This is a genomic window from Alcanivorax sp. (genome assembly GCF_051117345.1).
GTDB lineage: Bacteria > Pseudomonadota > Gammaproteobacteria > Pseudomonadales > Alcanivoracaceae > Alcanivorax.
The window spans coordinates 12,497-26,617 of record NZ_JBNPEC010000041.1; the positions used below are offsets into that span (position 1 = coordinate 12,497).

The 14,121-nt window shown below is 57.8% G+C and carries 13 protein-coding genes and 1 tRNA gene; 8 read left to right on the forward strand and 6 right to left on the reverse strand.

The features are described from left to right. The first annotated feature begins 6 nt into the window (after nt 1–6). From ACFE0K_RS02840 to ACFE0K_RS02850, 3 genes are all read left to right on the forward strand, one after another. Nucleotides 7–291, forward strand: a complete 285-nt coding sequence (locus ACFE0K_RS02840; protein WP_035245207.1) for an oxidative damage protection protein — start codon at nt 7–9, stop codon at nt 289–291. A 53-nt stretch (nt 292–344) separates the two neighbouring features. Further along, a tRNA-Phe gene (locus ACFE0K_RS02845) sits at nt 345–420 on the forward strand. Nucleotides 421–544: 124 nt separating this feature from the next. Continuing rightward, entirely contained in the window at nt 545–1,339 is a 795-nt protein-coding gene (locus ACFE0K_RS02850; RefSeq protein WP_434534627.1) for a M48 family metallopeptidase, read from the forward strand. Between the two features lie 295 nt (nt 1,340–1,634). Here the strand turns inward: ACFE0K_RS02850 and ACFE0K_RS02855 are convergent, their stop codons facing one another. Next, nucleotides 1,635–3,164 (reverse strand): flavin-containing monooxygenase, encoded by a 1,530-nt coding sequence (locus ACFE0K_RS02855; protein WP_434534628.1) that lies wholly within the window; start codon nt 3,162–3,164, stop codon nt 1,635–1,637. 123 nt (nt 3,165–3,287) lie between these two features. Here ACFE0K_RS02855 and ACFE0K_RS02860 point away from each other — a divergent pair, with 123 nt between their 5' ends. After that, nucleotides 3,288–4,304 (forward strand): AraC family transcriptional regulator, encoded by a 1,017-nt coding sequence (locus ACFE0K_RS02860; protein ID WP_434534629.1) that lies wholly within the window; start codon nt 3,288–3,290, stop codon nt 4,302–4,304. Nucleotides 4,305–4,472: 168 nt separating this feature from the next. On the opposite strand, the gene hldE is transcribed toward ACFE0K_RS02860, so the two are convergent. Further along, entirely contained in the window at nt 4,473–5,903 is a 1,431-nt protein-coding gene (gene hldE, locus ACFE0K_RS02865) for a bifunctional D-glycero-beta-D-manno-heptose-7-phosphate kinase/D-glycero-beta-D-manno-heptose 1-phosphate adenylyltransferase HldE (protein ID WP_434534646.1), read from the reverse strand. Between the two features lie 512 nt (nt 5,904–6,415). Here hldE and ACFE0K_RS02870 point away from each other — a divergent pair. The 4 genes from ACFE0K_RS02870 to ACFE0K_RS02885 are packed head-to-tail and all read left to right on the forward strand — an operon-like array spanning nt 6,416 to nt 10,448. Further along, nucleotides 6,416–7,582, forward strand: a complete 1,167-nt coding sequence (locus tag ACFE0K_RS02870) for a hypothetical protein (protein ID WP_434534630.1) — start codon at nt 6,416–6,418, stop codon at nt 7,580–7,582. Nucleotides 7,583–7,600: 18 nt separating this feature from the next. After that, nucleotides 7,601–8,515, forward strand: a complete 915-nt coding sequence (gene lpxL, locus ACFE0K_RS02875) for an LpxL/LpxP family Kdo(2)-lipid IV(A) lauroyl/palmitoleoyl acyltransferase (RefSeq protein ID WP_434534631.1) — start codon at nt 7,601–7,603, stop codon at nt 8,513–8,515. Continuing rightward, complete coding sequence (locus tag ACFE0K_RS02880; protein WP_434534632.1) at nt 8,515–9,681, forward strand: O-antigen ligase family protein; 1,167 nt, start codon at nt 8,515–8,517, stop codon at nt 9,679–9,681. The genes lpxL and ACFE0K_RS02880 overlap by 1 nt, the downstream gene beginning before the upstream one ends. Then, a complete protein-coding gene (locus tag ACFE0K_RS02885) occupies nt 9,624–10,448 on the forward strand; it encodes a glycosyltransferase family 25 protein (protein ID WP_434534633.1) in 825 nt (274 codons plus the stop codon). Before ACFE0K_RS02880 ends, ACFE0K_RS02885 begins: the two co-directional genes overlap by 58 nt. Here the strand turns inward: ACFE0K_RS02885 and ACFE0K_RS02890 are convergent. Genes ACFE0K_RS02890 through ACFE0K_RS02905 form a run of 4 tightly spaced genes read right to left on the reverse strand, consistent with a single transcriptional unit; the run spans nt 10,445 to nt 14,119 of the window. After that, nucleotides 10,445–10,969 (reverse strand): acyltransferase, encoded by a 525-nt coding sequence (locus tag ACFE0K_RS02890; RefSeq protein ID WP_434534634.1) that lies wholly within the window; start codon nt 10,967–10,969, stop codon nt 10,445–10,447. The two genes, ACFE0K_RS02885 and ACFE0K_RS02890, sit on opposite strands and share 4 nt — an antisense overlap. Before the next feature lie 2 nt (nt 10,970–10,971). Then, the gene (locus tag ACFE0K_RS02895) at nt 10,972–11,748 is read right to left on the reverse strand and encodes a sulfotransferase family protein (protein WP_434534635.1); all 777 of its coding nucleotides are present in this window, start codon (nt 11,746–11,748) and stop codon (nt 10,972–10,974) included. Continuing rightward, a complete protein-coding gene (locus ACFE0K_RS02900; RefSeq protein ID WP_434534636.1) occupies nt 11,745–12,698 on the reverse strand; it encodes a glycosyltransferase in 954 nt (317 codons plus the stop codon). Before ACFE0K_RS02900 ends, ACFE0K_RS02895 begins: the two co-directional genes overlap by 4 nt. Beyond that, nucleotides 12,695–14,119 carry a lipopolysaccharide kinase InaA family protein gene (locus tag ACFE0K_RS02905; protein ID WP_434534637.1) on the reverse strand — a complete coding sequence of 475 codons (1,425 nt, stop codon included), beginning with the start codon at nt 14,117–14,119 and terminating at the stop codon, nt 12,695–12,697. The genes ACFE0K_RS02900 and ACFE0K_RS02905 overlap by 4 nt, the downstream gene beginning before the upstream one ends. Between the last annotated feature and the right edge of the window lie 2 nt (nt 14,120–14,121).

Genomic DNA, 14,121 nt, shown 5'->3' on the forward strand with positions numbered 1-14,121 from the left:
GACGTTATGAGTCGCACGGTTTTCTGCCGCAAATACCAGAGCGAACTGGAAGGCCTGGACCGCCCCCCCTTCCCCGGCCCCAAGGGGCAGGACATCTTCGACAATGTATCGCGCAAGGCCTGGCAGGAGTGGCTCCACGAGCAGACCATGCTGATCAACGAAAAGCACCTGAACGTGATGGACCCACAGGCAAAAGGGTTTCTGGACGAGCAACGCGATCGTTTTTTGAACAACGAAAACTACGAAAAAGCCGAGGGTTACGTGCCCCCTGCTCACGATGCGAACAAATAGCCGCTGATCACTTGACGCCTCCGGCCCGAGCCGCTTTAATACGCGCCCTGATTGCCCGGATAGCTCAGTCGGTAGAGCAGGGGATTGAAAATCCCCGTGTCGGTGGTTCGATTCCGCCTCCGGGCACCATATTGAAAAGCCCCGCTCAAACGAGCGGGGCTTTTTTTATGCTGCACAATTGCCTTTTCCCCAAGGGCTACACTCCCGTCAGCTTCCCCCTTATCCTGACACTGCACTCACCGCAGGACAGTCCATGAAGATACGTCTCTTTCTGTTTGCCGCCCTGATACTGGTCAGCGGCTGCGACAAAACGCCAACCGGTCGCGACCAGTTGGCGCTGGTACCCGAATCGATGATGGCCCAGTTTGGCAGCCAGGCCTTCCTGCAAATGCAGCAACAGGTGCCGGCCAGCGAGAATACGGCCCGCAATGCTCGTGTGCAGTGCATCGCCCGGGAAATCCTGCTGAAAGTAGGCGGCCGCTTTCCCGGCACCCCCATGCCGGACACCTGGGAAATCGTGCTGTTTGATGACCCCACGCCCAACGCCTTCGCCCTGCCCGGAGGCAAGATTGGCGTAAATCAGGGTTTGCTGGACGTGGCCGATAACGATGCCCAACTGGCCGCCGTGATCGGCCACGAGGTGGCCCATGTGCTGGCTCGCCATGGCAATGAGCGCCTGACCCAGGAGCTGGGCATCAAGGCGGTATTGTTACTGGTGGGACTATTCAGCGAAGGAGACGGGGATAGCGAACGGATCATCCAGGCGCTGGGGCTTGGCGCTCATCTGGGCATTGCCCTGCCCTTCAGCCGTGCCCACGAGGAAGAGGCCGATGTGATGGGGCTGGAATTGATGGCCAGTGCCGGTTTCGATCCGCGAGAGAGCACGCAGCTGTGGCGCAATATGGCTGCCGCAGGGGACGGACAGCCACTGGAGTTTCTTTCCACCCACCCGAATCACGAATCGCGGATCGAGGCGCTGGAAGAACGGATGGACGTTGCCCTACCACTGTACCAGCGCACCACTCCGGTGGATTGCGGGAGCCCGTGAGTCTTGCCTGACGGCGCGCTCCGTGACATCAAAGCGCTGTAGGAACGGAGCGTAGCGGAGTAACGCACGTAGTTCCGTGCGGCCCGAAGGGGAGCACAGCGAATACTCCTCTTGAGGGACGAATCCGAGCTTTCGGGTGCCACCAGATCAGTCTGGCAGTGCTCGGTATTCCTGATCGCCCTGCGGGCGATGTCCACGCTGGCGCGTGGTTCGTCCCTCAAGAGGAACTCCTACAGCGGCTTCGGCATAAACGTTTGACTATCTCCGCCTGCGACACACCTGCGGATCGGTCAGCCTACCCGACCAATGACGCCTTCGCCTTGGCCGGCACCACCGCCGGCTGCCAGTCGTAATCCTTCATGTTCACGCGCCAGGTACGTGCCATGAACTGGAAGGTGGCATGGGGCCACAGGGCGGTATTGCGACCATCCGCCTGCTGATACCAGCTCATGCAACCCCCGTTCTGCCACACCGTGCCTTTCAGCTCCTCCTGGAGCTTGTCGTTGTAGCGGTCCATCACGTCCTTTTTCACGTCCAGCCAGGCATCACCGCGTTGATCCAGCTTGCTGATGGCATCAATGACATAACGAACCTGGCTCTCGATCATGAAGATGATCGAGTTATGGCCCAGCCCGGTATTCGGGCCCACCAGCTGGAACATGTTCGGGTAACCGCTGACGGTGGTACCCAGATAGGCCTCGGCGGCGTCTTTCCAGTCATCCTGCAGACGACGACCCGGCAAGCCGGTGATCTCGAAATCCTTCATGTAGATGCGCGGATCGACGATAAAGCCGGTACCCAGCACCAGACAATCCGCTTGCTGCTCGGTACCGTCGCTGAAGACGATGCTGTTCTCGCGGATTTCCTTCACCCCTTCGGTAACCAGTGACACATTGTCACGGTTGAAGGTGGGGTAATAGTTGTTGGAAATCAAGATACGCTTGCAGCCCAGGGTGTAGCTGGGAATCAGCTTGCGCGCGGTGTCCTTGTCCTTCACCTGATGACGGATAAAGGCCTTCAGGGCCGGTTCCGCCAGCTTCGCCAGACGCGGATTGAAGATCGGCACCACACGGGCTTCATTGCTCAGATACAGACGCAGGCGGTGCAGCTTGCGCAGAGCCGGGAAGCGGCGGAACAGCCATTTGCTCAGCCCGGAATAGGCGCGCTCGTCACGGGGGATAATCCACGGCGGGGTGCGCTGGACCACGGTGAGCGGTTCGGCTTCCTTGGCCACATGGGGTACATACTGAATGGCGCTGGCACCGGTACCGATGGACACCACCTTCTTGCCCGCCATGTCGTAACCGTGATCCCACTGGGCCGAGTGAATGATCTTGCCTTTGAACGTGTCCATTCCCTTGAAGTTGGGAAAGGACGGGACATGCAGGGGGCCGCTGGCCAGCACCCAGTGCTGACATATCACCTGGGAGCCATCTGCCAGGTCCAGGGTCCACAGGGCAGCCTGGTCATCAAAATGAGCGCCGGTCACTTCCGCATTGAAACGGGTGAACTGGCGGATGCCATGCTTTTCGGTGACTCCATTGATGTAGCTATGGATCTCCTGCTGGCCGCTGTAACGGTGGCTCCAGTCCGGGTTGCCCTCGAAGGAAAACGAGTACATGTGCGACTGCACATCACAGGCGGCGCCCGGGTAGCTGTTGTGATTCCAGGTGCCACCCACATCGCCGCCCTTCTCCAGCAGCAGAAAATCATCGATGCCGGCTTCACGCAGCTTGATGGCCATACACAGACCGCCGAAGCCACCACCGACGATGGCCACCTTGACGCGACGGGTTTGTACATTGATCCGGGCCTGACTTGTCATCGTTATCCTCCATGGACAGCACCGCTGTCATTCGTCATTGCCCGTTACTCTAGCCATGGTTGGCGTCCGTGAATACATGTTAACCTGAGCTGAAAATTGATAATTCCGGCCAAGGTTACTCCCATGTCCGCTCGTTCGATCCTGGCACTGATCTACACCGTGGAACTCCTGGAAACGGAGAAAGGGCTGGATTGCGCGCCGGTACTGGCCCGCCACGGCCTGGACAAGGCCAGCCTGGACCCCAACAGCGAAATCGGCCGGGACCGGGAACTGCTGATTTTTTCCGAGCTGCTGCCCCAGGTGGATGACCCCATGCTGGGTTTCGAAATGGGCAGCCGCTTCGGCTTTGCCGGCTATGGCCAGCTCACCATGCTGCTGATGACCAGCGAGACCGCGTTTCAGGGCTTCCAGTTCGGCGTGAAATACCAGGCTCTGACCTATCTCTACGGCGAAATCGCCCTGACCCCCGGGGAGCACAGCACCGCTCTGGATCTGTACCCCATCTCACTACCGCCGGAATTGCGCCGCACCCTGATCGACCGTGACATGGTGGGCACCTTCAAGCTGGTCAACGATATCCAGACCCAACTCAATCTGGACCTGAAACCGGCGGAGGTATGGATGCCCTATCCGCGCCCAGCGGAGGAACAGGTGCGGATATTCGAGGACTATTTCGGCTGCCCGATACGCTATGACCAGCCCCACTGTCGGGCATTGATCCGTAATCAGGACCTGGCCGTGCGCCTGCCGGGCTACAACAAAATGGCCCAGGACATGTACCGGGACCAATGCGACGCCATGCTGGCCCGCCGGGAAACGCCCACCGACAACCTGGCCGCCCGGGTGGCCAGCTATCTGCAGCTTTTCGTGCGCAGCTACCCCACCGCCGAACAGGTGGCCCAGGCCTTCGGCATCCCGGAACGCAGCTTCCGACGGCAGCTAAGCAGCGAGCAAAAGCCTTTTCAGAGCATCATGGATCAGGTGCGCGAAGAGAAAGCGAAACGGTACCTGGCCGATTCAGAGAAAAGCGTGGCGCAGATCGGCGAGCTGCTGGGGTATAGCGAGTCGGCAGCGTTCGTGCGGGCGTTTGAAAGGTGGACGGGGCAGACGCCGGCCAAACACCGGAAAGGCAGTGAATAGTTAACAGTGAACATTTAATAGCTCGCGAAGCGAGTCTGTCTTTGCTTTCACCGATGAAACCGCGCCTACATCATGAGCGCGGCTTCCGGCATTTAAAACCAGACAATCCTGGTCCGCGTCGCTGTTAACTGTTCACTATTCACTATTCACTATTCACTGTTAACTAAATCACTTGTCGTCGCGAATACGCTGCACAATCTTCGTCGTAGAGATATCGTCGATAAAATCGAGCACCTTCACCTCACCGCCATAGCCCTGCACAAACTCGTGACCGACGACCTGATCGACACTGTAATCACCGCCCTTCACCAGCACGTCCGGCTTGATGGCTTGCAGCAGTGGCTCAGGGGTGTCGGTGTCGAAGGGAACCACCCAGTCCACGACCTCAAGGGCAGCCAGCACCGCCATGCGGCGCTCCAGGGGATTGATGGGGCGGCCTGGGCCTTTCAGGCGGCGGATGGATTCGTCACCATTCACCGCCAGCACCAGGCGATCACCCTGGCGGCGGGCGGAATCCAGGTAGCCCACGTGGCCGGCGTGAATGATGTCGAAACAGCCATTGGTAAAGACAATCCGTTCGCCCTGGGCGCGGGCATCTTCGATGGCAATAAGTAACTGATCTTCCGTCATTACACCACGCCCCAGGCCCCCTTCCTGATGCACTGCCCGGCGCAATTCCGGGGCAGAGACCACGGCGGTGCCCAGCTTGCCGACCACGATACCAGCGGCAATATTGGCCAACGCCACCGCGTCCGCCATGTCGGCACCGGCAGCCAGCGCCACCGCCAACACCGAGATCACCGTATCGCCGGCGCCGGTCACATCGAAGACCTCCCGGGCACGGGCAGGAAGGTGCAGCTCCGGCTGGCCATCGCGCAGCAGGGTCATGCCCTTTTCACTACGGGTCACCAACAGGGCCTGCAGGTCAAGGTCACGGATCAGTTGCTGGCCCTTGGCAATCAGGTCCTGTTCATCTTTGACCGGGCCGGCCACCGCTTCGAATTCACTGAGATTGGGCGTAAGCAGGGTAGCGCCACGGTAATGACTGAAATCCGTACCCTTCGGGTCCACCAGCACCGGCACGCCGGCTTCCCGCGCCAGGGCGATCAGGCCGGGACAATCACGCAGGGCCCCTTTGGCGTAATCGGAAAGCACGAGCGCTCCACAGTGGGCCAGTTGCTCCTTTACCTTGCTGACAAAGGGCGCCGGATCCTGATCGTGGAAAGCCTCCTCGAAATCCAGTCGCAGCAACTGCTGCTGACGACTGATGACACGCAGCTTGGTGATGGTGGGCAGGCCATTAACCTTCTGAAAATGACAGCCCACTTCCGCTGCACCGAGGCGCTCCTCAAGGATGGAGGCGGCCTCGTCATCACCGGTAATACCCACCAGCTCGGCCCGGGCGCCAAGGGCGGCCATATTCAGGGCCACGTTAGCCGCGCCACCAGGACGGTCCTCCAGCTCGGTCACTCGCACCACCGGCACCGGCGCTTCCGGCGAGATTCGCCCGGTGGGGCCATGCCAGTAACGGTCGAGCATGACATCACCTGCCACCAGAACGCGGGCCTTGCCAAAAGCAGGAATATGCGGATTGTGCATCAAGGGCACCTCCATCAATAGATTGCTACCTCTGCGCGGCCTGAAGCGTGTAGCTGTTGTGCTTCGTCACGACGGGCAGGGTGGCTCCCTTCCCTAGTGACGAAGCGCAGCAGATGTGCGCTTCAGACCACGCCCTTAGGGGCTTCCAGGCTGGCCCGCACTCGTTGTTGCACTTTCTCGACAGGCAACCAGCATGCCTTCAAAAGTGCGCCTAGATTGCGAACCAGCCTGAAAGCCAGAGGTAGCAATCTATTGATGGAGGTGCCCTTCGCTCTCCAAAACACAACAGAGCCGGATTTCGTGGCAGTGTAGCATAGCCTGATACTTAGCTAACCTGCTGAAAGTGTTCGGGGAAACACCGAAACGCCAGGGACAAAGACAAAACCCGCGAAGCCGTGTAGACAGTAGATGCCGCAGGCTCTGGGCAGTACACTTTGCCGCCGCTACGCATCCAACGGCCAGACGGGTATCATGTCCCCCAGCCGAGAGAATCCAGGGAGCCACAGGACCATATGCCGCCATTACCCCCCAACATCATGCAAGGTCGCTGGCTGCGCTGGTGGCTGACCCTGTCTTTTGCAGTGATGTTCAGCGGTACCTTCCTGTTCAACTCCCGCATTGGTTTTCTCAACGTGCTGGACGTGCTGTTCTTTCTGCCCGCACTGACCTTGCTGACCCGGGCCGTGGTGAGCGGTGACTACCGTCTGATGACCTCACCGTTGCTGGTACCGCTCTATCTGTTTATCGGCTGGTCGGCCCTGAGTTTCATCTGGGCGGAGGAACCCAACACCTCGCGAGCCGTTCGCGGCATGGTGCAGATCATCGTCATGGTGGGTATCTTCCGCTGGCTGCACCTGTATTTTCGCAACACCTTCAAACAGGCCCTTGCCAACGGCGCCCTGTGCTGCATGGTCGTTGCCACCATGGTGATGATCAGTTATTACACCACCCAACCGCTTAGCAGCCCCCTGTTCAGCGAGCCGGCCAATCTGATCTTTCACCTGCCATCCCTGGACCCCAGCGTTGCCCTGATGGCCATGGTGGCTCCTACCTTTATCCTGCTCGCCCAGGGCATAGAAGAAGGGATCAGCGGCAAGGGCGGCCGCCGGCTGGTCGGTGCCGCAGTGGGCTTTGCCTTTCTGTGCCTGACATCGCTGCCACTGGGCCTGATGACGGTAATGCTGGGGCTGAGCTGGCTGGCCAGCCGGCGGCGGCGTTCATGGTTCGCGGTGATTCCCTTGCTGGCCGGGGTCTATCTGATGCTGGAAGGCCGCAGCGACTTCACCCTGAGCAACTATTTCCTGCATCCACTGATTGGCAATGGCCTCAATCAGGAGACCCTTAACAGCGTTCTCGCCCAAGACAACAACCGCCTGCTCAGCCTGGCGCATCCACGTAACCTGTTCGTATTACTGATCCACAGTGTGGGTCTGGTCGGCCTGGTTCTGTTCCTGGCCAGCTGGATCAGTCCCTTCACCGCCCTGTTACAACGCCAGATCAACTGGCATGAGGACGCGGCCTATTCAATCGCTGTGCTTCCCGGCTTGTTCATGGCATTCGCCGCCGGCGCTTACCTGCTGGTGCCGTTTCATGCCAGCTGGCTCAGTGTCTGGTTGCCACTGGCCCTGCTGCTTGCCCGGCTGAGTGAACGCCCCTCTATCCGCCCAAACAGCCGTTGAACTTGTCTCGAGATTTGCATGGGAAAACGTAATAACCGCCCCACCCGCTTGTCTGATCCCAGGCTATATCCCTCCTGGATCGGCGTAGGCCTGTTCTGGCTGATCGGTCAGCTGCCCTGGCGTCTTTTGCAGGCCACAGGCAGAGGCGTGGGACGCCTGGCATGGCATCTGGCCAAAAAACGACGCCACATTGCCCAGACCAACATTCGACTCTGCTTCCCTGAGCTGGCGCCGGAGGAACAGGACGAGCTGGCCCACCGCAGCGTCATCAGCACCGGCGAGGCGATCCTGGAGATGGCCGGCAGTTACAATAACCACCGCATCGACCTGAATAAAAATCTTACCGTGACGGGCATGGAGCACATCGAGGCCTGCCAAGCCAGGGGCCAGGGCGTATTGCTGCTAGGCATGCATTTCAACACCCTGGATACCTGTTCAAGAATGCTTGCCACGTTGGTGGATGTTCATGCGGTCTATCGCCCCAATGACAACCCGGTCATCGACCGGCTTATTGACCGGGGCCGCCGCCACTACGTTCGCAGCACCGTGGACCGTACCGACATTCGGCAGATGCTGCGCCTGCTACGCAGTGGCGAGATCGTCTGGTATGCGCCAGACCAGGACTACGGCACCGCCCACGCTGTGTTCGTTCCGTTCTTCGGCATTCCAGCAGCCACCATCACCGCCACCAGCCGTATCGCCAAGATGGGCAAGGCCGCGGTGATCCCGTGTGCGCATTATCGCTTGCCTGGAGGCCGATACGAGATCGAGTTCGGCGCCCCACTGGACGATTTCCCCAGCGGCGATGAAGAAGCCGATACCGCCCGCATCAACCAGACCATTGAGCATTATGTCCGCAAGCACCCGGAACAGTATTTGTGGGTGCACAAACGATTCAAACATCAGCCCCCCGGCCAACCCAAGCGTTACTGATGACCGATACGTCTCCGCTATTTCGTTTCTTTTCTCACTGGATCGTGCTCGGTCTTGTCCTATATCTGGCTGGGTTCTATATCGCCCCATCCAGCAAGGTCCAGTATCTGACGCTCTATATCGGTCTAATTTTGCCAGCCTTGTATTTCAGCTTTTGGGCTTTCCGGGAACATTATCTCGCCGACGGAAAAATGCTGCTCTGGCTGTTGGCAGCTCTGATCGCCTTCTATCTGCCGTCACTATGGGCAGAGTCCGACAGCCTGCTGAACACTCTGAGAAAGAACCTGAAGGGAATCCTGTTTGTTCTGTCCCTCGCGCTTGCCATACGCCATCTGGCGCTTTATTACCCCGCATACCTGAAAAGACTACCGGATCTTTTGTTATGGTCCGGAATGCTGGCCTTGGCATTGTTTTTTCTCGGTTTTTTGCAGACGGGGCCCCGCCCTGGCGGAAATATAGGCATGGGAAACCTTGGCGACAACCCCAACGAAACAGGCCTGGCCTTTGCTATAACTCTATTATTGGCACTGTATCGATATCAAAATGATCGCAATCACTGCTGGTGGCTGCTGATTCTTCCGCTACTGGCTGCTGTCTATCTGGCCTACAGCCGCGCGGCCATGCTCGGGCTCGCTGTGACAATACCCTTTGCGCTACTATGGAGCCTCGGTTTCACTAGGGCCGCAGGGGGTTTCTTACTGGTTTGCCTGGCCGGCAGCGTCATGATGATTGTCTTGATGATTACGGGTTATCTGGATGCCGACAGCCTGCTCAGCCGCAGACCCACGCTCTGGCAGGCTTTTCTGGATAACAGTCCACACTTTAACTTGTTGTGGGGCGGAGGCCTAACCGACAGCATTACCATCAAGGCCGAAGCGTTAGGCCAAAAGCTCGAGCCTCACAGTCTTTTCTTTTCCTTGATCCTGCGCGGTGGACTGCTAGCACTGGCACTTTTCTGCAGCTTAATAGCTCTAGCCATCACCAGGGCGCGACAACGGGAATCGGCCACGGATAACATTTGGCTTCTTGTCCTGTTTTTTGGATTAGTTACACAATTTTTTGAAGGTGTTTATCCACTAAGGCCTCCCAACAGTTTTTGGCTATATACATGGCTTCCACTACTAATCCTGATTCTGACAACAACACGATCGAGAGCGACGTCATAATGGGCCAAGACAGCTTTCATGTACTTGCGATCGCTCTGCCCACCGAGCTGGAACGCCGCCAGCATCTAGCGGAAATGATGGCCGAACTGGGCATAACGTATTCCTTGGCCGAAACGTCTCCCCCCGTGGCCCCGGAAAACTGGCCAGACGTGGGTTATGACCATGACAAATCCCTGAACATCCTGGGACGTGACCTTAGTCCTGCGGAAATTGGCTGCTTCCTGAGCCACCGCAATGCCTGGCGAGCAGCCGCGGCAACGGATAAACCAACCCTGATTCTGGAAGGGGATGCGTTACTGAACAGTGAATCCATCTCGGTCTGCCTGGCTTTGGCAAACCGAACGGCCAACTGGGAGCTATCCATGCTGTACTACTCGAAGTGCCTACCTTCGGTGTGGCTACAGCAGAGACTGACGGAAGACCACCGGCTGGTTAAATTCGCCAATCGACGCACCTATTGTCTTGCAGCCTATATGGTAAGCCCTGAGGGCGCGAAAAAGTTGCTCACGCTCAGTGAGAATTTCTACCTGCCAGCTGATGATTTTGTCTGTGGTGGCTGGGTGCGTAAAGATCTGGACATGTTTGCCGTAACACCCAAGGCGGCAAGCCTGTGTGTGCATGCGCACCAGTCCACCCTTGAAGAAGGGCGACAAAAACGGAAACAACGACAACACAAGAAAAAAGACAATAGTCGCTGGCTACGGCGAATAGAGCTTTATTTCCGGGAGCTGGGTCAGCGATACCGGCCACCACGCAAAAGTCTCTAGCCTGACAGCGGCACAGAAAGATCACGGATAACCTTCGCCGGCACTCCGCCCACCAAGGTATAAGGCGCAACAAATTGCGTCACTACTGCACCTGCTGCCACAACCGCACCTTCGCCAATTTCAACCCCGGCGGTCACAATCGCACCAGCACCTATCCAGACATCATCACCGACAACAATAGGTGCGCCGGTAGTCCCACGCCGTCCTTTCTCATTAAGATAAAGACTGTGCTGCGCCCCTTCAAAGCAGACCCTGGGGCCGATACGACATCGCTCGCCCAGAGTGATCGGCGCTTTCGGGCAGGCAAAGCGCACTTCAGTATTGATAAAACATCCCTTGCCGATATGCACCTTCCCGGCACCACCAATCGGGCGCAGCACCACAGGCCCATAGACCGTGGAGCGACCCTGCATATCAAAGCCGGCGGCCTTGAGAAACAGCCAGCGCCACTTGTCACTGGAACGCAGTCGCGGCAAGTGATTTGCCAACCCCAGGAAAACGAACTCACGAAGGGTCTGCATGGTTAAAGTCCCCTGTCACGAAAATAGCGGCGACGCTTGCCGACAAAACGCAGCTTCTGTTCCAGGTGCTTCCAGAACTCGGACGAGTCGGAATAACGACAAGGAAAATTTTCTGCCGTTACCTCGTCCAGCTGCGTCTGCCAGTCATTACTGCTTTCGTAGCCATGGGTGATCAGATCCTGAGCCAACTGCGGATAACGCTGTAGTTGCTGCTTCAGGCGAGGCAGATGCTCTCGCCAACCGGCGATACGCGACAGGTCCACCTGGCGCAACCCACCGAGGGCATTCTGAGCATCCGCCCCTGCCTTGGCCACTTCATGGAAGCGCTCGAAATCATGGCTTCTGCGCAAAAACGGGAAGATATCTTCCATGCGCTGCTGAACCCCTGTGGGGTCGCTGACCAGATCCTCGTATCGCAGCACCATCACCCTGGGGTGCGCCTGAATGTCGGTGATGGCTTTTTCTGCACGCTTCCACACCGGATAGTTGCAGAAATACATACCAGGCCAGGCCTTGTGCATGCTACAAATCACCGAGCGGGGATCACGCATCATCGCGATTACATAAAGATTCGGATCACGATCAAGCAGCGGCGCCATCCACAGGGCATCGTTAGGCTTTTTGGAAAGCCGCAACCCATTTGCCTGCGGCGGCACCTTGAAGATGGTTTCTTCATGTTCAGAGTGCCCCTCATGGGGATAGCAGGCTACCAGCATTTCCGCCATCAGCGTGGTACCACTGCGTGGACACCCCACTACATGCAGATGTGTCGCACTCATTTACCGGCTCCCAACAATCGTATCCTGTCCTTCCAGCTCACTGCCGGCGCACTCATGATCTCGGCATCCAGCAACGCTGGGAAAGCGGCAGCACGGCAGGCCCAGCTATGCTTTTCGCTCACGATATCCTGTCCAGCCCGGGCAATAGCCCCGGCTTTTTCCGGGTTATCGTGAAGCCACTGTAACCTTTCATGCAATTCCGCTTCACTGTCGTACAGGACCACGTTCTCGTTTTCCACAAAACCCAGCTCCTGCTGTTCCAGGGCCGGTTGCCGCCAGGCCAGCAAGACACACCCCGCCGCCATGGCTTCGAAATTCTTGATCATGTATTCATTAAAACCGATGTCTGCGCTGACAAACACCCGGATCTCATTGAGCAAACGGTTATAGGGCTCGCCCGGATCTGCCCGCAGAAGCTGCACCTTGCCCAGCTTTTCCTGCCTCAACAAAAAACGTTTACGGCGCTTGTAGACCTTGTTCTTTACCCGGCCTACAAACGCAGATTCGATGGTACGCTCCAGCCCCAGGTCAGAAATGGCTGTGCCGTCATAGCCCTTGGCAAGAAAGCAGGCATCGATGCCTTCATCACGAAGCTGTTGCGCCAGGCTGGCACCGGACACAATAATCCTCGCCTTTTCCAGATCACGTAGCACCGCCGGGTAACGGCGATACCACTCGCTGGTGGGGACATTGTTCTGGCATACATCGTGATCGAATATCACCAGACCCGGCGCCCGCTTCAGACACTGATAACGTTTACCCAGCCGGCGCAAATTGGTATCGGCGATAACGCGATCATAACCGCTAAAATCCGCGTCGTTAAAATAGGCTTCCAGGCCATGTTCCCGGGTCACTTCCACATGATCGAAATCAAAGTGCTGCTTCGCCGCCTCCCACAGAGGGCGTGTGACCATCAGCTTGCCATCGGTGGACACCACCAGGGTTTTCATAGCCAACTCTCAATCGATTTGATGCGCGCCTCGTAAAACGCATTGAATTCATGTCTGGCTTGCGGAGCCAGCGCTTCACGGGGACGCCAACTCTCAAAAAGGCGCTCGCGCTGATCTGCCAGTTCCTGCTCCAGCCCCCCGCCGGGTTCCCGGCTCATGCCATCCAGATCCAGCACCTGAAGCTGGCCGTCCTGGAACAGGAAATTGGTATACTTGCTGTCGCCATGACTGAACGCCATCAACCGCATTACCGCAAAAAAATCCGCCATCTGGCTCAGCGCCTGATCCCGCAAGGCGCCGCCGGCTTCGCAAATTTCCGGCAGCATGCGACCATCCACATTCCTGCACACCAGATATTCACGATCCGTCAGCCCTGACTGCTTGTTGGATAAATAGCAAACTGCCTCGGGAGTTGAAACCTGCACAAGGCCCAGATAGGCCGCGTTCAGCCAGGAATTTTTTGCCCGACTCTTGAACTGGCGGGCCAGCTTCTTCCAGGCACTTTTCACGTTATAACGCTTGATCACCAGGCTTTCGCCCTGAACCTGAAGTCGTCCGACGGTGGCACTGTTGCCGTCCTTCAGTCGCTCACTGTCTTCCAGCAAGGCATCCAGCCCACCATTGAGCAAGGCGTCAATCAATGGTCTTTCCTCACGTCGCCCCATACCGGTATAGCTCTTGCCATTGAGCTCAACAAACTCGGTACAGTTACGCAGGGCTTTTTTGACCAGTTTTCGCAAACGTATCTGCCGCGTTTTTTTCAGGGATTGCGCCAATTGCTGAGGCGAAAAAGAGTCTCCATAGGCGCTGACGACCTGTTGCGCCGAAGGCAAAGACAAGGGCGGAAACTGGGCGAGCAGCAGAGCCAGATTAGCAAGAGCCTTGCTCTTTTCCACGGGGCCATCGGCCACGTCCACATCACCCGCATCAATGACATGCCAATCCCCGTCGGCAAAAATAAAGTTATCCAGATGAATATCATTCTGTATCACGCCCTGGCGGTGCATTTTGCTGGTCAGCGCCACCAGGTCCTGCACCAGCCTGGGAATGTTTTCAGCGGACATTTCTTGCAAGCGAACCTTGGCGGACACCTCACCTAAATGCTCCAGCACCAGCAAGGCAGCCTCCCCTGGGTGGTCGCGCAGTAATACCCGGGGAGCCGGCACCTGCTTCTCAGCCAGCGCCGCCAGCCGTTGCTGCTCGACCTGCACTTCCCGACGGGAACGGGGGTGCGAAGAAAACAGTTTGATAATCACCGGCTGCCCATCCAGCAGCCCGGAATAAACAGCCCGACGCTCAGGCATGAAACGCAGTAACGCCTGCATCTCCAGCACCTGCCCGTCCACTCTCAACGTCACCGGTAAAGCGGTTTCGCGGCTGGCGAGCAGGGCCAAGGCAATGTCCCGTGACGAATCCGCCATTA